The organism is Paenibacillus tritici (genome assembly GCF_013204885.1).
GTDB classification, from domain to species: domain Bacteria; phylum Bacillota; class Bacilli; order Paenibacillales; family Paenibacillaceae; genus Paenibacillus_AQ; species Paenibacillus_AQ tritici.
In genome coordinates, this window is the sequence record NZ_JABMKX010000009.1 from 344,425 (window position 1) to 364,302 (window position 19,878).

At 51.4% G+C, this 19,878-nt stretch carries 14 protein-coding genes and 1 rRNA gene; 13 read left to right on the plus strand and 2 right to left on the minus strand.

Annotated features, from left to right (window positions below):
* The first annotated feature begins 302 nt into the window (after positions 1 to 302).
* From HQN87_RS18250 to HQN87_RS18305, 12 genes are all read left to right on the plus strand, one after another.
* Positions 303 to 1,340 (plus strand): acyltransferase family protein, encoded by a 1,038-nt coding sequence (locus HQN87_RS18250; RefSeq protein WP_173136316.1) that lies wholly within the window; start codon positions 303 to 305, stop codon positions 1,338 to 1,340.
* 336 nt (positions 1,341 to 1,676) lie between these two features.
* The gene (locus HQN87_RS18255; RefSeq protein WP_173136318.1) at positions 1,677 to 2,663 is read left to right on the plus strand and encodes a glycosyltransferase family 2 protein; all 987 of its coding nucleotides are present in this window, start codon (positions 1,677 to 1,679) and stop codon (positions 2,661 to 2,663) included.
* Between the two features lie 266 nt (positions 2,664 to 2,929).
* Positions 2,930 to 3,829: a glycosyltransferase family 2 protein gene (locus tag HQN87_RS18260; RefSeq protein ID WP_216857360.1), complete on the plus strand. Its 900-nt coding sequence runs from the start codon at positions 2,930 to 2,932 to the stop codon at positions 3,827 to 3,829.
* Positions 3,826 to 5,226 carry an undecaprenyl-phosphate glucose phosphotransferase gene (locus HQN87_RS18265; RefSeq protein WP_173136322.1) on the plus strand — a complete coding sequence of 467 codons (1,401 nt, stop codon included), beginning with the start codon at positions 3,826 to 3,828 and terminating at the stop codon, positions 5,224 to 5,226. The genes HQN87_RS18260 and HQN87_RS18265 overlap by 4 nt, the downstream gene beginning before the upstream one ends.
* Before the next feature lie 112 nt (positions 5,227 to 5,338).
* Positions 5,339 to 6,208, plus strand: coding sequence for a phosphatidylinositol-specific phospholipase C/glycerophosphodiester phosphodiesterase family protein (locus HQN87_RS18270; RefSeq protein WP_173136324.1), 870 nt, complete (start codon positions 5,339 to 5,341; stop codon positions 6,206 to 6,208).
* Positions 6,209 to 6,401: 193 nt separating this feature from the next.
* On the plus strand, positions 6,402 to 7,118 hold the full coding sequence (gene pcrB / locus HQN87_RS18275; protein WP_173136399.1) for a heptaprenylglyceryl phosphate synthase: 717 nt from the start codon (positions 6,402 to 6,404) through the stop codon (positions 7,116 to 7,118).
* Between the two features lie 37 nt (positions 7,119 to 7,155).
* Positions 7,156 to 9,519: a DNA helicase PcrA gene (gene pcrA, locus HQN87_RS18280; RefSeq protein ID WP_173136326.1), complete on the plus strand. Its 2,364-nt coding sequence runs from the start codon at positions 7,156 to 7,158 to the stop codon at positions 9,517 to 9,519.
* A gap of 77 nt (positions 9,520 to 9,596) precedes the next feature.
* Entirely contained in the window at positions 9,597 to 11,609 is a 2,013-nt protein-coding gene (gene ligA / locus HQN87_RS18285; RefSeq protein WP_173136328.1) for an NAD-dependent DNA ligase LigA, read from the plus strand.
* 213 nt (positions 11,610 to 11,822) lie between these two features.
* Positions 11,823 to 13,544, plus strand: a complete 1,722-nt coding sequence (locus HQN87_RS18290; protein WP_436836476.1) for an alkaline phosphatase — start codon at positions 11,823 to 11,825, stop codon at positions 13,542 to 13,544.
* A 29-nt stretch (positions 13,545 to 13,573) separates the two neighbouring features.
* Positions 13,574 to 14,281, plus strand: coding sequence for an ABC transporter ATP-binding protein (locus HQN87_RS18295; protein ID WP_254075541.1), 708 nt, complete (start codon positions 13,574 to 13,576; stop codon positions 14,279 to 14,281).
* On the plus strand, positions 14,278 to 15,528 hold the full coding sequence (locus HQN87_RS18300; RefSeq protein ID WP_173136332.1) for an ABC transporter permease: 1,251 nt from the start codon (positions 14,278 to 14,280) through the stop codon (positions 15,526 to 15,528). The genes HQN87_RS18295 and HQN87_RS18300 overlap by 4 nt, the downstream gene beginning before the upstream one ends.
* Positions 15,529 to 15,541: 13 nt before the next feature.
* Positions 15,542 to 16,483, plus strand: coding sequence for a hypothetical protein (locus tag HQN87_RS18305; RefSeq protein ID WP_254075542.1), 942 nt, complete (start codon positions 15,542 to 15,544; stop codon positions 16,481 to 16,483).
* A gap of 175 nt (positions 16,484 to 16,658) precedes the next feature.
* Here the strand turns inward: HQN87_RS18305 and HQN87_RS18310 are convergent, their stop codons facing one another.
* Both HQN87_RS18310 and HQN87_RS18315 read right to left on the minus strand, forming a co-directional pair.
* Entirely contained in the window at positions 16,659 to 17,933 is a 1,275-nt protein-coding gene (locus HQN87_RS18310; RefSeq protein ID WP_254075543.1) for a molybdopterin-dependent oxidoreductase, read from the minus strand.
* Between the two features lie 116 nt (positions 17,934 to 18,049).
* Positions 18,050 to 19,273, minus strand: a complete 1,224-nt coding sequence (locus HQN87_RS18315; protein WP_173136334.1) for an MFS transporter — start codon at positions 19,271 to 19,273, stop codon at positions 18,050 to 18,052.
* 485 nt (positions 19,274 to 19,758) lie between these two features.
* Between HQN87_RS18315 and HQN87_RS18320 the strand changes: the two genes are divergently transcribed.
* Positions 19,759 to 19,878 (plus strand): 16S ribosomal RNA (locus HQN87_RS18320); the annotation flags it as partial.

Genomic DNA, 19,878 nt, shown 5'->3' on the forward strand with positions numbered 1-19,878 from the left:
GAGGAGTGCTTGGTTGGGTTTTACCAGGAAATAATGTGATCCTTAAGTAAATTCTAAAGCTTTTTTAGAAAGTATTGTTAAAAAGTTGAGAATTGAATAAGCATGAGCGTTTTATAGTTGGGGTATTGTTTTTTGTTTAACGGCAAAATTAAATGCTCAATATTTAATAATATATCAAATCTGAAACACTACAATTAGGTGCTGTGAACCATTTGATTTATTGCTGTTTTTTATAATATACAATAGTATTGCGTATGTTTTAGTTATTTTGTGAAATTACGTTAGACTAGAAGGGGTCTTTTATGGGGGATATAAAGATGCTGAGTCATCACCGTTATGGTTGGATTGACTTTGCAAAAGCGATAGCTATTATGGCTGTGATTTTGGACCATTCATTTGGGTTATTGTACACAAGCCAAACATTTCAATTACACACTGTATTTTCTGTAACCTTGTTCGTTTTATTGTCAGGCATCACTTCGAGCATTGCGATCAACAGAAATCCAAAAATCAACAAACAAATCATTATGAAAAGACTGAGCAGAATCTTGGTCCCATACTTCTTTGCTACAGCTATTATAATTACTTATTATAATAATTTTGTTTTTGATTATAGAATATTTTATAATAGACTATTATATTTCTCAGCATCTGGACAATTTTATTTTATCGTGTTTTTTATTCAATTAGTAGTTGTTGCCCCATTTCTATTTATTATTTTTAAAAAGCAACAAAATAATATCTATTTACAAGCAGTGTTTTTATTTCTAGCATACATTCTTTCTCTCTTATTTTTGCACAATACACTAATAGGTGATTTTTATGGAGGAGCAATTTATTTATTCGGTGGAAGTTACTTTTTTGTTTTTTGTATGGGGATAATTATTTATACTCACTTGGAGAAATTGAATTCGAGGCGTGCTAATTTTAGTATATTAGCGATCTCTCTTTTATTGCTTTTTGTTGTTGAGTGGTTCGGTTTAATTGACAGATCTTGGGCTAACCCTCCTAATAAGTTTACTATTGTTTATATGCTTGTTGTTTTAGGCCTGATTTTTTCATTGAGTAATTTAATAAGTTTGAAGAATATGATACTTAAGAGAATTATTGGATTTATAAATTATTTAGGACAAAACTCGCTATATATTTTTTTATACCACTATATGTTTCTTGATATTTGTAAAAAATCTAAAGTGCTATCGGATATTAGTTTGAATTATAAACCAATTTATTTCATCTGTGTTTTTGTAATCTCCTTGGTTTCACCATTAATAATCCCGATTAGTGGGAGATATCTAAAAAAATATTACAGTTATCTAAAATCACAAATTGTAGCTTAATGAGTTATCTTAAAATTGATATTAAATTATTAATACTTTGAAGGTAAGATAGATCATAATGTAGAAAAGTCGTCTAGTATAGACGGCTTTTTTATTTTGAAAGAATGTAAATGAAATCCTCCCCCACTTTATTATTCTTTTGCTTGCAAAAAAGAAGAAGCCGACTGTATTTCTGAATTCTCTTTATCTTCATAATTGGCGAAATCTCCATTATTTTTCCTAATGTTATTGCCATCTTTACATTTGAATATGCTTAATATGGCCGGGCACCTCTCTTTTCGCTATAATGGGGAGTAACAGGTTCGAACAATGAATTTATGGAACTCGAGGTACCCCATGAAACCTAAAACGGTCAGTGTACATATTGTTACCTATAACAGCGCAGATGATATTGCTGAATGCTTGTTGGCTGTGCTGGGGCAGGATTATCCGGTCAAAAAGATTGTGGTGGTAGATAATGCGTCAACGGATGGTTCGGCGGAGAAGGTGAGGTCGTTCTATCATGAGCGCACAGCAGTGGCACAATCTGGAGCCTATGTAAATAGCACATCCAGCCCAACCCTAGTCCTTCTGGAAAATGAACTCAACACCGGCTTCGCCCCCGCGCATAACCAGGCTATTGCAGGTACTTCGACAGATTATGTACTGGTGCTGAATCCCGATCTCACGCTGGCCCCGGATTATATATCGAGGCTAGTCGCCTGTATGGAAGCTAATCCCCAGATCGGCAGTGCCACAGGCAAGCTGCTGTTGAAGGCGGATCACTCGCTTGTGGACAGTACGGGGCTGCGGATGAATAAAGCCCGGCGGGCATTTGACCGAGGGGCGGGAGAGTCTGCGGACCAGTGGAACGAATCTGGTGTGGTATTCGGCGTATCCGGTGCGGCGGCGATGTACTCCAGGCGTATGATTGAGGACATCAGCGTTGAGGGGGAGTTTTTCGATGCGGATTTTTTTGCCTATAAGGAAGATGTGGATGTAGCCTGGCGTGCCGGGTTGTTCGGTTGGCTGGCTTATTATGAGGCGGGAGCCATTGGTTACCACGAGCGGGGCTGGAAGACATCCGGGCGGAGCGGCAAGGCGATGTTCATCAGGCGGATCTCCTATATCAACCGGTATAAAATGATCTACAAGAATGAGTCCTCCCGCAGGCTGCTGCTTACTCTACTATATTCTTTGCCTTACGAGATTGCTGCACACGGCTATTCACTATTGAAAGAGCCTAAGTTAATTGGAGCCTGGTCATCGTTCTTCTCGCAGCGTAGTGCTCTGAAGCGCAAGCGCCGCTATATCCAGGAGAAGGCTAAGCGCCAAGGACAATAAGGCGAAGCGGGAAAGAAGCTAAAGAACTCGGAGGAATTCCGCAGATATTTAAAAAGGCGCTTATTTTGTCCGGATCTATGCCGGCTAACAACATTCTTCATCCTTATACTCACGCATGTCAAAACCTCCCTGAACAGGCGCTGCCTATCAGCGGGTTTTTTGTGTTATAATAATTGTCGATAGATTACTATATTTGTCAGGAGAGTATAGCAGTGAATGTAGATGTTAGTATATTGATTCTAAATTACAACACATGCCGCCTGACGATGGACTGTCTGAGGTCGGTATATGATTCCGAGACCCAATACTCGTATGAAATTATTCTAGTAGATAATAACTCCCAAGATCAGTCGGTAGAGATCATAAGCAAGGAATTCCCGGATGTGCTGCTGATTGCGAATTCGGAGAACGTAGGGTTTGCCAAGGGCAATAACCAGGGAATGGAAGTGGCCTCCGGGCGCTATGTGCTGCTGCTCAATTCGGATACAGTGGTCCGCAAGGATACGCTGGAGACGATGGTTCAGCTCATGGACAGCCGTCCGGATCTTGGCGCGTCCGGGTGCAAGGTGATTTTGCCGGACGGGTCGCTGGATAAGGCCTGCCGGAGAGGGTTCCCGACACCGTCGGCCTCCTTCTATTATGCCTTTGGCTTCAGTAAGCTGTTCCCGGACCGCCCGAAGTTCAACGGCTACCAGCTCGGCTATCTGGACCCGGATGACGAATATCCGGTAGATTGTCTGGTTGGAGCGTTCATGCTGCTGCGCCGGGAGACGATTGAGCAGGTGGGCGGACTGGATGAGACCTTTTTCATGTACGGAGAGGATCTGGACTGGTGTTACCGGATCAAAGAAGCCGGCTGGGGGATTTATTATTATCCGCAGACGACGATCGTGCATCTGAAGGGTGGCAGTGCGCGCCGCAGACCCTTCAAGATCGTGTATGAATTCCACCGGGCGATGATTTTATTTCATAAGAAGCATTATAGCAGCCGTTACAACAGTATGATAAATGGAGCGGTGTATGCGGGAGTGGGCGTCAAGTTCACGTTATCGCTGCTGCGCAACGCACTGATCGCTCCACGCAAGGTCCCAACGCCGGCACAGAGTCTCGCAGTCCCTGGGGAAGCCGGTATCCGCAATGAATCGAAGGCTGAGGTGAGGTTATGATTCGCCGTAATCAAAAGTTTCTGACCCAATTATATATGGTTGCCGACTTCATCGTCATCCAGATTGCGTTTCTTGCGGCCTGGTGGCTGAAGTTCAAGAGCGGTCTGCTTGAATCCTACAGAACACTTCCTGTAGAATCCTATGCTTACTGGAGCTTGATTTACGGGGCCATTGCTGTGCTGGTCGGAATTGTACTGTCCTTGTATTTACCCAAGCGCAAGAAGCGGTTCATTGATGAATTCATCAAGATTTTTCAGGTTCATGCCATGGGTATCTTCATTTTGCTGGGTCTGATGTTCTTCCTGAAGGAGATTGATGTCTCCCGGCAATACCTGGCTATTTATATGGGCTTCAATATTCTGTCGATCATGCTGTACCGTTATGTGCTGAAGAAGATGCTGAAGTCGCTGCGTGAAAAAGGCTTCAACCGCCAGTTCGTCCTGATTCTTGGGGCAGGTACTTTGGGTAAAAGATTCTATAACAATCTGGAGCAGTACCCGGAGCTGGGATATGAGGCCATCGGGTTCCTGGATGACTTCCATCAGTGGGACGGTCTGGAGGAGCAGCGGTATAAGCCGATTCTCGGCACTGTGGATCAGCTCGAAGGGATGCTGGAGATGTTGCCGGTGGATGAGGTGATTCTGGCGCTTCCGCTGGATGCCCACTCGAAATACCCGACCATTATTGCTACGTGCGAGAAGGCGGGGGTGCGGACGCTGATTATCCCTGACTTCTTCGATTACCTGCCGGCCCGTCCGTATTTCGATAACTTTGCCGGGATGCCTATGATTAACGTGCGCGATATTCCGCTGGATATGGCCGGGAACAAGATGGCTAAGCGGGCGTTTGATCTTGTGTTTGCCCTGTTCGCCATTATTATGCTGTCTCCGGTGATGCTGATTGTAGCGCTGGGAGTACGCCTGACTTCACCGGGGCCGGTTATTTTCAAGCAGGAGCGTGTAGGCCTGAACCGCCGTAATTTCATGATGTACAAGTTCCGCTCGATGAAGATGCAGACAGACGCCGGAGAAGACACAGGCTGGAGCACGAAGAATGATCCGCGGCGGACCCGCTTCGGTACGTTCATCCGCCGAACGAGTCTCGATGAGCTTCCGCAATTCTTCAACGTGCTGTTCGGCCAGATGAGTGTAGTCGGTCCGCGCCCGGAGCGCCCGTATTTCGTAGAGCAGTTCCGCGGTGAGATTCCGAAGTATATGGTCAAGCATCATGTGCGGCCGGGAATTACCGGCTGGGCTCAGAGTAACGGTCTGCGCGGGGATACCTCGATTGAGGACCGGATCAAGCATGATATTTTCTATATCGAGAACTGGTCGCTGCTGTTCGATATCCGGATTATTGCCAAGACCATCCGTAACGGCTTCAAGAACGCTTATTAATCTACGGTCTTATCTATATGCTTCGCTAAAAACGGTTGCTGCCCCTTGAGGATGACACAGCCGTTTTTTCTTTTTCATCCACTCTCTATTACCTGCAAAGGAGACTGCCATCATGAAGAGAAACAAGCTTATGGCTTCCGTTGTTATGATCGCTGCTGTCGCCCTCCTGCTTGTACTTACCCTGGGGGAGGAGAAGAAGGAGCCGGAGACCGGCTTCGCAGCCCACAGAGTCATTGCCCATGCCATGGGCGGAATTAATGACAAAGCGTATACCAATACACAGGATGCTTTTATCGCCAATTATGAGCAGGGGACCCGGGTGTTCGAGGCGGATCTGCTGCTGACAAGTGACGACCAGCTCGTAGCCCGCCATGAATGGACAGCCAATATGAGTAAACTTCTGGGCCAGCAGGATGTGCTTCCTTCGGATAAGCAGGGGGATGTCCTGACACACGATGAAGTGATGAGCAGCCCGGTCCTGGAGCTGTACTCTCCGCTGGATATTGAGAAGATCATGGATCTGATGTTGAATTACCCGGATACCTATGTGGTTACGGACACGAAGGAGCTGGAACCGGAGCAGGTCACGAAGCAATTTCAGCTGATTGTGGAGGTCGCCCAGAAGAAGGACCCTGCGCTGCTTAAGCGGATCGTGCCGCAGATTTACAGCCGGGATATGCTGGAGGTTGTGAATAAGGTGTATGTCTTTCCTGAAATGATCTTTACCCTATATCAGACCCAGGATAGCGATGAAGTGGTCATTGAATTCGTGAAGCAGACTGGAGTGGATATCACGATGCCGACAACAAGAGCTACCAAGAGCTTCGTCCGTAATCTGAAAAAAGCCGGTGCCAGGGTCTATGTGCACACCGTTAATGAAGAGAAAGAAATCCGGAAGCTGTCCCGGCTGGGGGTTAACGGGTTCTATACTGATTTTGTCTCGGAGAATGACTTGAACCGGATCAAGGGTCTCCGCGGATAGAGGAAAGCTTTGCCTGCAAAAATGCGAAAAAATGTTCGCATTTTTATCTGTTTTAAATTGACACTCGCCTTTGTGCTGACATAGACTAGAGATACGGCTTTTGCGTGTGCAGGAGTATATTTGTTGTTGCGGAACAGGGTTGAAACAGAGTATGCACTTAGATGAACAATGAGGATGGACGAGGATGAATGGAATGCGGCAAATGATCGAGCCGTGGCGGCATGTATTCAAGCTGGACCCGGACCGTGAACTGGGGGACAGGGAGCTGGCAGCGGTCTGCCAGTCGGGAACGGATGCGATCATAGTAGGCGGATCAACTGGCGTGACTTATGAGAATACGGTGAGTCTCCTTGCGAGAATCCGGCAGTATGATCTGCCCTGCGCGCTGGAGGTCTCGGATCTGGAAGCCGCTGTGCCCGGGTTTGACCTGTATATGATTCCCATGGTGCTCAACACTGCCGATACTTCATGGATTCTGGGCCATCACCGCCGGGCGATTGAACGTTTCGGCAGTCTGATCCCATGGGAATTGCTGCTGACAGAGGGCTATATTGTGCTGAACGGGGATTCCTCGGTAGCCCGTCTTACGGGCGCGGACTGCTCGCTGGATGCGGCTGCAGCAGGAGCCTACGCGCAGATTGCAGACAAGCTGATGAATCTCCCGGTAGTGTACCTTGAATACAGCGGAACCTACGGGGATATGGAGATCGTGCGTGAGGTCAGGGAGCTGGTTGAACAGAGCCAGCTATTCTATGGAGGCGGAATTACAGGTCCCGAAGAAGCAATGCAGGTAGCCGCACTATGTGATACAGTAGTGGTCGGCAATATTATTTATAGTAATGTGGAGCAAGCGCTGTTGACCGTCCAGGCTGTGCGGGATACGCGGCAGTTGGACCGGGAGAACTTATAATTGTCTAAGCTTATATTCAGAAAGGAGCATGTAACACATGCAACTTGTTAACATACAAGACGCTGTAAGCCGGCTGAATCCGCCGCAGCGTCAGGCTGTAGAAGCTACTGAAGGTCCGCTGCTGATTATGGCTGGCGCAGGCAGCGGGAAGACCCGCGTGCTGACCCACCGGATTGCGTGGCTGATCGCCAACCGCAAGGCACCGCCTTGGGCGATTCTGGCGATTACTTTTACGAACAAGGCCGCCCGGGAGATGCAGGAGCGTGTCTCCAAGCTGGTAGGACCGGAGGGCCGGGATATTTGGGTATCCACCTTCCACTCCATGTGTGTACGGATCCTGCGGAAGGATATTGAGCGGATCGGCTTCACCTCGAACTTCTCCATTCTGGACTCTACAGACCAGTTGTCTGTCATCCGCAATTGCATGAAGGATCTGGATATTGATACGAAGAAGTTTGAGCCGAAGGCCATTCAGGCTATTATTAGCACGAACAAGAATGAGCTGATCACACCGGCGCAATATGAACAGAAGATCGGGGATTATTTTGAAGGTCTGGTTGCCAAAGTATATACCAAGTACCAGCACCGGCTAAGAAGCAATAACTCGCTGGATTTCGACGATCTTATTATGAAGACCATTGAGCTGTTCAAGGAACAGCCTGAGGTGCTGGATTTCTATCAGAAGAAGTTCAAGTATATTCATGTTGATGAGTATCAGGATACGAACCGGGCGCAGTACATGCTCTGCCGGATGCTGGCGGAGAGCCACCACCGGATCTGTGTCGTCGGGGACAGTGACCAGTCGATCTACCGCTGGCGCGGGGCGGATATCTCGAATATTCTTAATTTTGAAGAAGATTACCCGGAAGCCAAGACCATCCTGCTGGAGCAGAATTACCGCTCCACCTCGAATATTCTGAACGCCGCCAATGGCGTCATCGCCCTGAACACGGGCCGCAAGCCGAAGAAGCTGTGGACCGATTCCGACGAAGGCGCGAAGATCAAGGTCTTCCGCGGGGACTCCGAGCATGATGAAGGGTATTTCGTCACCGGAGAGATCAGCAAGAACGTGAAGCAGGGCCAGGCGTACCAGAACCATGCGATTCTGTACCGTACGAATGCCCAGTCCCGGGTAATAGAAGAAATTCTGATCAAATCCGATATCCCTTACCAGATTGTCGGCGGGATCAAGTTCTACGACCGTAAGGAAATTAAGGATCTGCTGGCCTATCTGCGCCTGCTCTCCAATCCTGACGATGATATCAGCCTGACGCGGATTATCAATGTTCCCAAGCGGGGGCTGGGAGATACAACCGTTGGTAAGTTAGCAGCCGCAGCGGCTTCCCAGGGAGTGTCGATCTTCCGGGCGCTGCAGACGGTGGACGATCTGGGATTTGCCGGACGTACCCGCAATACGCTGGTAGAGTTCTATGATATGATCGAGGCCTTGCACCGGATGGTTGAATTCCTCTCGGTGACGGAGCTGACGGAGAAGATTCTGGAGCTGTCCCAATACCGTATGGAGCTGCAGAATGAGAACACGCTGGAATCCCGTTCACGCCTGGAGAACATAGACGAGTTCCTGTCTGTGACGATGGAGTTCGAGAAGAACAATGAAGATAAGTCGCTGGTGTCCTTCCTGACGGATCTGGCGCTGATCGCGGACATTGACAGCGTGAATGACGACGAAGAACGCAGCGATGCTGTCGTACTGATGACGATGCACAGCGCGAAGGGGCTGGAATTCCCCACGGTCTTCATCATCGGGATGGAAGAGGGCGTGTTCCCGCACAGCCGTGCCTTCCAGGACAATGATGAACTGGAAGAAGAGCGCCGGCTGGCGTATGTGGGCATTACCCGTGCGGAGAAGCAGCTGTTCCTCAGCTGCGCACGGATGCGCACGCTGTTCGGGCGGACGACCGCGAATGCGCCGTCCCGCTTCCTGGAGGAGATTCCTGAAGAGCTGAAGGAAGATACGGTGAAGGAATCGGACCGCTTCCGGCGCGGCGGCGCGGAGGTAGGCGGGGCCTATGGCGGCCGCGGCTTCGGCGGAGGCAGCCGGGGGAACTTCGGCAGCCGCACCGCTGCTGCCGGGAACGCGCCGGCCGGCGGCGGGACCGCCAGCTTCGGCAGCGGCAGTTCGGCGAGCGCGGTGCCCGGCGCGGGCCGTGTCGTGGTGACGACCGGCGGCGCGCAGCGCACGACGGGCGGAGCCGGGGCGGCTACGGAGGCCGGCGGCTTCAAGGCGGGCGACAAGGTCTCCCACGGCAAATGGGGCATCGGCACCGTGGTGGCCGTGAAGGGCAGCGGCAATGATACGGAGCTGCAGATCGCCTTCCCGGCGCCGGTAGGTGTCAAGCGGCTGCTGGCCGGCTTTGCGCCGATCACCAAAGTTGAATAAATCAAGCTGCGATTAACGATTATGTTTTTGGATCACGCTAACCGTAGGAAACCTATTTGACGGAGGGATGTGCCCGGATGGATATTATGTTCACGATGGAAGAACTCGTAGCCGAGCTTAATCAATATAACTATCATTACTATACAATGGATGCGCCGCAGATCAGCGATAAGGAATATGATGTGCTCTATGATAAGCTGGTGGCGCTGGAAGCGGAGAGCGGGATTGTATTGCCCCATTCTCCAACCCAGCGCGTAGGCGGAGAGCTGCTGAAGGGCTTCACACCGCACCGCCATCTGGCGCCGCTGTGGAGTCTCGACAAGGCGCAGAACATTGAACAGCTTCGTACCTGGAACACCCGCGTGCTGAAGCTCGTGAATGATTACAATACCAAGAACCCGGAGAATCCGCTGCCGGAGCCGTGTTACGCGGTGGAGCTGAAGTTTGACGGCTTGACACTGAACCTGACTTACCGTGACGGAGTGCTTGTCCAGGCGGCAACGCGGGGGAACGGTGTAACAGGCGAAGGGATTCTGGCACAGGTGAAGACGATCAAATCGGTTCCGTTGAACATCCCGTTCAAGGAAGGCGTGATTGAAGTGCAGGGCGAGGGGATTATGAACCTGTCTGTGCTGGCCGACTACAATACCCGCGCAGCGGAGCCGCTCAAGAATGCACGCAACGGTGCGGCGGGTGCACTGCGTAACCTGAATCCGAAGATGACTGCTGACCGCAGACTGAATGCTTACTTTTATAATGTGGGGTATTCGGAAGGGGTACAGTTCGCCGATCATCAGGAGATGATGGATTTCCTGCGCAGCAACCGCTTCAAGGTCAATCCTTACCTGAATTACTTCAGCACCTTCGATGACGTTACCGAGCAGCTGGCAGAGATCGAAGAGAGCCGTTCCGGTCTTGATTATCTGATCGACGGGGCGGTTATCAAGGTCACTGACTTCCGCATCCGTGAAGCGCTGGGCTATACAGACAAGTTCCCGCGCTGGGCGGTTGCTTATAAATTCGAGGCCGAAGAGACCACGACCATTCTGGAGTCGGTAAGCTGGAATGTCGGCCGCACAGGCAAGGTCACTCCGCTCGCGCGGGTAGAAGCTGTAGAGCTGGCCGGTGTTACTGTGCAGAATTGCACACTTAACAATGTGGGCGATATTGAGCGCAAGAATCTGAAGTTCGCCCTGGGGACTCGCGTGTTTATCCGCCGCTCCAATGATGTGATTCCAGAGATTCTGGGTAAGGTGACAGAGGAGAGCGACGGCGGGGAGATTATTTTCCCTGAGGAATGTCCGGCCTGCGGGTTCCCATTGGAGATGCGCGGTGCCCATCTGTTCTGCAACAACAAGCTTGACTGTAAGCCGCAGATTGTCAGCCGGATTACGCATTTTGCGTCCAGAGATGCCATGGATATTGAGACGTTTAGCGAGAAGACCGCCGCTCAGCTGCATGAGGAGCTTAGTGTACGGGAGCCTGCGGATCTGTACGAATTAACCTTCGACCAGCTGGTGAAGCTCGAACGCTTCGGCGAGAAGAAGGCAGATAATCTGCTGAAGGCGCTGGAAGAGAGCAAGGGCCGGGATCTGGCCTCCTTCCTGTATGCCCTCGGTATTCCTAATACCGGCAAAGCCACCACCAGAATGCTGGCCGACCACTACCGCAGCCTGGAAGCCGTGATGTCCGCAACAGCGGAAGAATTGGCCGGTCTGCCGGATATCGGCGGGATTGTGGCGGAGAGCATTGTGAATTATTTTGCCGACCCGTTCGTGGTTGTCAGCATTGACCGTATGCGTGCGCTCGGTGTAGAAGCCAAGGCTCCCGAAGCCCCGCGTGTAGTCAGCACCAATACCTATTTCAGCGGCAAAACAGTCGTCCTAACCGGCTCCCTGCAAAAAATGACCCGCGAGGAAGCCGCGGAACGTCTGGAGGCTCTGGGGGCTAAGGTATCCGGCAGTGTCTCCAAGAAGACCGACCTGGTGATTGCCGGTGAGAAGGCAGGCAGCAAGCTGGCCAAAGCCCAGCAGCTCGGAATTCAAGTCATTGAGGATGAAGATGAGCTGATCCGGTTACTGGAGATGTAATACCGTTAATATCAAGTAAGGGATAATTGAAAGAAGAATGGGTTCCCGTGATCCCTTTGCCTGGCGGCAGAGGATTGCGGGGCTTTTTTGTATTTTCTACTGGATATATGAGCAACTGATAATTTAATACAACACCGCACTTCATTTGACAATTGGTTAACGTTTCCAAGTTAAGCTTGGAAAAGAATCACCATGACGAGGAAGGGGTATATGATGAAGAAGCTAATGAAGGGCATGATCTTTGGAGGATTGGCTGCGGCTGTAGTATCAGGGGCAACGCTCGCGGGAGCAGCACAGGGTAAGGCAGGTACTGGAGGCGCTGCAAAAGCCCAATCTAAAAATCTTATCGTTCTGATCGGCGACGGCATGGGTCCGGCCCAAGTGTCGGCGGCGAGATATTATCAGCAATACACCAAGGGTGTCAATCATCTGAACCTCGATCCGTACTACGTGGGACAAGCTACTACATATGCAGACCGGGGAGAGGACAGCGGGAAAATCGTATCCGGGATCGTCACAGACTCCGCCTCAGCCGGTACTGCATTTGCTACAGGGCATAAGACTTACAATGCGGGCATCAGCGTCTCCAACGAGGACGTCTCCAAGCCATTCGCCTCCATTATTGAGGCTGCCGAGAGTGCAGGCAAGGCAACCGGCCTTGTGACCACTGCCCGCATTACCCATGCTACACCAGCCGTATACGCTTCTCATGTCCGCAACCGTGATAATGAATCAGCGATTGCCTCACAGTATCTGGAGAGCGGAGTAGATGTCCTTATGGGCGGCGGTAAGCAGTTCTTCTTGACCAAAGATGAGAAGGGCAAACGTACAGACAAGAACCTCCTCCCTGACTTCAAAGCCAAAGGGTACACGGTCGTTGAGAACACTTCGGCTCTAAATGCCCTCACCTCCAAAAACACCAAGGTGTTGGGCCTGTTCGGCAACTCGCATGTGGCTTATGTTCCGGACCGGACTGTAGAGATCCCGAGCCTGGCGGCGATGACTTCCAAAGCACTTAATATATTGTCCGCCGATAAAGAGGGCTTCGTCATGATGATTGAAGGCGGACGTATCGACCATGCCGGTCATGCTAACGATCTGCCTACACTGGTGCAGGAAGCTCTCGACTTTGATGCAGCGGTCAAGACAGCGATTGAATATGCGAAGCGGGACGGCAACACCTCTGTGGTGGTCACTGCTGACCATGAGACAGGCGGCCTCTCACTCTCGCGTGACAATATCTATGAGATCAACATTGATCTGTGGAACAAGCAGAAGCACTCCTCTGAGAGTCTGGCAGCAGATCTTGAGGCAGCACAGACGCCGGAGGAGATTCGCAGTATCGTAACAGCGAACACATGGATTAAGGATCTCTCGGAGGAGGAGGTAACCCAGATCATGAATGGTGACGGTTCCTCTTACAAACGCGAAGGTGCTTATAATGCGGTGATTTCCAAGCGTCTGCTGGTTGGATGGTCCGGCCATGGGCACTCCGCAGTGGATGTTGGCGTCTGGGCATACGGGCCGATTGCCGACAAGGTGAAGGGTCAGGTGGATAACACGCAGATCGCAACAGCTGGCGCAGGAATACTGGGACTGGATTTGAAGAAGCGTTCCGCAGAGCTGCAGTCGAAATATATATATCCGAAGTTCAAAATCAGCCGCGACAATGAGGTGCTCTACCCCGCAGAGGCACTGGTCAAAGCGCTTGGAGGAGCCTATACAGGGAATGCCTCCACTGCCAAGCTCAGCCTTGGAAAGAATACCATCGAGGTTAATCTAACCGGCAAAACAGCAAAGCTGAATAGCAAGACTGCCGCATATACCGTGGATGTGGATAACAATGTACTGTACCTTCCGCTTAGCGCATTCAACCAGTTGAAGGGCACTACCTTAACTTGGGATGCTCTCTCTGAACGCATTCTATTGAGATAGGAGTGGCATGATTGCTCCAGATTCGGGATTTGAAAAAACAGTTCAAAATGGACGGTAGAGCGGTACCGATCCTGGATATCCCCCATTGGAAGGTTGAAAAAGGAGAGCGTGTAGCCATTACCGGACCCAGCGGGTCCGGTAAAAGCACGCTTTTGCATCTGATTAGCGGAATCATGAATGCGGACAGCGGCGGGATAGTGGTGGCTGGTCAGCCGCTCCACCAGATCAACGAGGCGAAGCGGGATGCCTTCCGTGCTTCAGCGATCGGCTATGTGCTGCAGGACTTTCATCTCATTCCTTCGCTGACGGCCCGGCAGAATGTCGAGATTGCCATGACCTCCCGGCTTCCGAAGAAGGAGAGACGGCGTATAGTGGACGGCTGGCTGGAGGAGGTTGGTCTTGGGGGCCGTGGACAGCATCTCCCTGCCCAGCTGTCACGCGGACAACAGCAGCGGGTGGCTATTGTGAGGGCTATGGTGAATCACCCGCCGCTTCTGTTGGCTGATGAGCCTACAGGCAGCCTGGACTGGGAGACGGCCGATGAGATTTCCTCCCTGCTCCTGGGCCTTAGCGTGACACACGGGTATACCTTAATCGTAGTAACGCATGACCTCAATCTGGCTGGCCGGTTTCCGCGTTGTTTGAGCATTGAAGAATTTAATGAAGTACGCCGGGAGACATTGCCTAAGCAGCGGGCTTCCTTCGCTTCGGTTCAACAGGAGGGTGCCTCGCTATGAGCCTGTTCAGCTTAACCCTCCGTAATGTGCTGCACCGGCGGTTCCTGTCGCTGCTTACTGTGTGTGCGGTGGCTATTACGGTTGCTTTTATCGTACTGCTTGTTCTGTCCCGGCAGAGCGTGGAACAGGGAGCCAAGAAGGGCTATGGCCCCTTTGATCTTGTCATAGGAGCAGCAGGCAGTGAGACTCAGCTGGTACTCAATACGTTTTATCATATCGGTGCGCCGACCGGAAATATCCCGCTTGCAGTGCTGGATCAGGCACAGCGGGCCCCGTCTGTGGATGTTGCCTTCGCGATGACCACGGGAGACAACCACAAGGGGTATCCGATCGTCGGGATAGATACCGGTTATTTCTTCACCCGCTACGGTGACAGCAAGCTTCAGGAAGGCAAGCTGTATGCCCATACCGGAGAAGCAATCATAGGCTCGTACGTCGCCCGGTCCTTGGGACTGAAGGTAGGCGATAGCTTTGCGGGAGCACATGGACTGGTGCAGGGGGATGAACCTGAATCCGAAGAGGCTGAAGAAGCGGAAGGGCATGGAGCAGGCGAAGCGGAGGAGGCAGAGCATCACGGGGAGCAGGATCACGGGAGTTTCCGCTACCAGATCACAGGCATTCTTCCCGAGCTGCACACACCGGATGACCGTGCCGTCTTTACGACGGTAGACTATGCCTGGGCTGTACACGGGCTTGAAGCGGAGGATCGCGAGATCACGGCGGTGCTGGTCAAACCGTCCAGTCTGCTGGGGGCCCATGATCTGAAGCAGGGGTTCGATGGCAGTAATGGTGTTCAGGCCGTGTATACCAGCCAGGCAGTGTCCGAGGTGCTGAATGCTGTGGATCAGGGCTCACGGCTGCTTGGTATATTGACGGGCATCTGTGTGCTGCTTGCGGGTATTGCCATTCTCTTATCTCTGATTGCAGCAGCCTCGGAACGGACCAAGGATGTGGGGATACTTCGTCTCCTAGGCAAATCACAGGTCTATGTATGGCTGACGTTAACTACGGAGGGTCTGCTGTTGACAGCGACAGGACTAATCGCAGGTCTGTTGACTGGTCATCTTGGAGCCTACCTGCTGAAGGATAGATTGTTCGCACAGGCAGGGATTCAAATAGAGCCGTACCACTGGACACCGGAACACGGGCTGATTGTCCTTGGTGCACTTGCGATAGGTCTGCTGTCTTCGCTGGGACCGGCCTTCCGGATGTACCGGATGCATCCGCTCGCCTTGTTCAAATCATAGGAGGTACGTACAATTGATACGATTCCAAGGAAGACTGTTCCTCATGTCGGGAGCTGTTATGGGGATGCTGCTGCTTCAGGCCTGCGGTCAAAATATGGCTGCTGAAGGCAACGGAGAGTCCTTTGCGGCAGTGGCCGAAGCTGCGCAGGGGACTGCTGAACCTTCACCCGTGCCTGAGAACTCTGGCACAGCACAGACAAGTAATGTGAACGGCGGGTCTCCAACAGCTAAGGCTGGAGCGGAGGCTACCCCAGCTTCCCAAGATGCAGGCGCCGGAGACGGTGCAACGGTTATGTCCAAGCCATCTCCTGCACCAGCTGCTGTACCAGTAATGACGGCTACCAGGAAGACTTCCAAGAAGGCGGTTGCCTCCACTCCAAGCGCTGAAGTCCCTTCTCTTGTACAAAGTCCCGGGCCAGCGGCAGTGCCTAAAGGTACCGGGAAGAGCAGTACTGGAGCAGAACCGGCCAAGGCCGGAGTCCGTCCGGCAGATAGCCCGTCCCCGCCCGCAACACCAGCAGCGACACCGGCGGCTACACCGTTAGTAACACCGGCATTAACACCAGCAACTACCGCGGGGGTTTCCACCACAGGGAATACGAACATTGACTGGAACGGTTTTTTTGACGGTGACGATCAGACCCGGCCTTCAGAAGACTTCTGGAATCTCAGCGGTCAGCAAGTGACTATTAAGGGCTTTATGGGCGAAGTCCTTTCCTTTGAGAAAAACTGGTTCTTGCTTATCCCGGAGCCGGGTGCGGAATGCCCCTTCGATAATGGGGATGAGACGTACTGGAACAAGATTATGATTGTATTTGTGCCTGAAGGCAGCAAGCTCCGCTATACCTCCGGGCCGCTGGAGATATCGGGACGTCTGGATGTCGGGATCAAGATTGACGAATCCGGCTATAAGACGATGTTCCGCCTTTACGATGCTTCATTTACAAGTCTGTAACACACCGTTCACAACCAAAAACCTCCATATCCCTGATTGGGAGAGGAGGTTTTTGTTAAAATATAAGAATTTATATGTTTCACATGATAAATTATCCTTCTATTTCTCGCTGAAACGGTACCGTCCTTTAAAGGACAGCGAAGCCGTTTCTACTTGTCTGAATAGAAGGGAAAAGCTACACCCGCTTAGCACCAGGCAACCAGGCGTCCTTATCATAACCCCGCTGTTCCCAGTACCCGACATGATCTTCGTCTATTAATTCTATCCGGTTTAGCCATTTGACAGACTTATAGGCATACATCTGCGGAGTAACCAGACGTACAGGCCCGCCGAGCTGATTCGGAATAGGTTTGCCGTCATGCATCACCGCCACCATGATGTCATCCATCCGTGCCTGATCCAGGGTCAGCGAGTCCGTATAGACGCCGTCTCCCGAATACAGCTTGACCGTGACGGCTTGAGCCTGCACACCGGCCATATCGAGCAGCTTGGAGAGGGGGAGGCCCTCCCATGTATTTTTATACACAGACCAGCCCGTCACACAGTGAAAATCACTGACCTGCACCTCACGCTGCAGCTTGACGAACTCTTCCCAGTTCCAGGTCAGCTTCTTGTCCACCAGGCCGTCAATAGTAAAAGACCAGTTGGAATTGTCGAAGGCGGGAATGGCCGTGACCGTATATACACGAAAGCTGCCCTCGGCTCCCCCGCCGATCGGAGGTGCGGATTGTGCCAGCGGAACAGGGTCGGGAATCAGGGCGTTGGCATTCGTTGCCGCATAGTCGGCTGTACCCGGAAGCTGCAGGGATTTGCCGATCCAGCGGACAAAGGTTGGGCCGAGCGTAACGGCAAGACCTGCGCCTACCGCAGCTTTGATGAAACCACGGCGTGAGTACAGAGGCTGGGCTTCTGAGGGAGCCACAGGCCGGGGCCGTCCGGTAAGGGGAGCGTTCTCCTCTACAGGTACAGCTTCTGCCACAATAGTGCGCTTCTTGGGCTCCTTCAGCCACTTCACCCGGGTAATGGAATGATAGATGATGACAGGAAGTCCCACCCAGGTGAGCAGATCATGAATAAACAGCGCGCTATTCGCCGCTCTCGGCCCGGCAAGCCTAAACTGCCAGAGAACAACCCCTGAGATGAGCCAGCCGATCAAAAGAGTAAGCACGAAGATGACATTGGCTTTTTGTGCCGTTTTCCCCTTCAACCGCTTCCAATGCTTCGCTGCCAGGAACAGATAATAGACTACGGGAATTAACAGCACCAGTCCAAACCCGATATGGCCCCATTTCAGCCACACTCTGCCTTCACCCAGCAGTTCTCTCCAGAAGCCTCCAACCAGCATAAGACCGCTTAGGGCAAGAATTAAGACCAGCCAGGCATTCCACATGTGAAGCGAAACCAGCTTTTTTCCATACCCTTTGCGGATGGTGGTAAGTAAGTTCTTCAAGCGCTATCCCTCCTCGGCTGCCCTCCAGCATGGTAATAATTAATTCAAGTTTTAACTAATTGTACCGCAAAAAGCATCTCTTGAATAATTCTCTGCCGCCAGCCAGGCTCAGTGGATTATTCGGCTGCCCATTCCTCCAGCTTCTTGTCACCGGGCAGCAGCAGCGCGAGCAGGCCGAGCAGCGGGAGGAAGCCGCAGGCCACGAACACCGTGGCTATGCCGATCGTGTCGATCAGATGGCCAATCACAACAGAACCAATTCCGCCAAGTCCGAAGGCAAGGCCCGTAATCAGTCCCGATACCGTACCGATATTGCCGGGATACAGCATCTGCGCGTAGATCACAGTTACGGAGAAGCTGGACAAGAGGATGAACCCGGAGATGATCAGCAGCACGGCCGCCCAGAACTGATTCACAAAAGGCAGGGCCAGCGCAAACGGCACCGTTCCGATCATCGAGACAAGAATGAGATTACGGCGCCCGAAACGGTCAGCCAGAGGACCGCCGAAGAAGGTTCCGACAGCACCTGCTGCGAGATAGATGAAAATATAGATCTGCGCATCATCCAGCGTCATACCGTATTTGTCCATTAGATAGAAGGCATAATACCCGCCGATGGAAGCGCCGTACCAAGACCGGACGAAGACGATGAAGACCAGGATGACCGTTGTAATGAGGATACGCTTGCTGCGGGCTGGGTCGATGGAGCGTGTCACTGATCTTTTGCGGAAGGTATATCCGGCATCCAGCATCTCACGGTACCAGCGGGCTACATAGGCCTGGACGGCAACTCCGGCAGCGGCGATAACAGTGAAGCCAAGCGCCCCCATCTGACCGAAGGGGATGAATACCCACTTCATTAATAGAGGCCCCAAGGCCTGACCGGCATTGCCGCCTACCTGAAAAATAGATTGGGACAGTCCTTTGCGCTGACCGGCAGCCATATGGGCTACCCGCATCCCTTCCGGATGAAAAGCGGCTGAGCCAAAGCCCACAAGCATCACGGACACGATGACAAGTACATAATTACCGGCAAATGCGAGTAAGAAGACTCCGGCAAAAGTGCAGCACATCCCCAGCGGAAGCAGGATAGGGCGGGGTCTGCGGTCAGCGGCGAAGCCGATAATGGGCTGAATCACCGAGGAAGTGAGGTTAAGCGCGAACGCAATCCAGCCGATCTGGGCATAGGAGAGCGTCAGGTTATCCTTCAGCACAGGGAACATCGCCGGAATAAGCGCCTGAATCGAATCATTGAATAAATGAACAAAGCTGACTGCGAGTAAAATACGGTAGATAGTAGCCTGCTGCAGATTGCGCGACTCCTTCAATTGATTAGACATTGGAACTCCTTTCAGGAACAGCTAGTTGGTAAGGATAATTGGAAGATAACGATAAATCCTATTGTAGCGACAAATGAACCGTTATGGGAATCAATTTGTGCTCTATAGCGTGCAATTATGCGTTAATGAATTATTTAAATTCTTATCTTATAAAAAAGGCTTGCAAAGGTCTGAATCGCGTGATATATTATCTCTTGTGCTTATGAGACATCGACGCTGAATTGAGCGGCGGAAGAAAAATAAGTTGACAACAAACGTAATAAAATGATATGATCTAATTCCTGTGCAAGAGACGTAATGTCGAAATGCCGGGAGCAAGTTCTTTGAAAACTGAACAAATGGAACGCTTTAATTTTTACAAGATTCAGTAAATGAATCGTCAGTTTCAAAATGAGCAATCGCTCTTTCTATACTGTAACCTCTTCATCCGCTCAGCTTGAGCTGGACCGAAGAGGTTACAGGTGACGCTTACTTCGTAAGCGTCCTAATTGGAGAGTTTGATCCTGGCTCAGGACGAACGCTGGCGGCATGCCTAATACATGCAAGTCGAGCGGAGTTATGAAGGAGCTTGCTCCGGATTAACTTAGCGGCGGACGGGTGAGTAA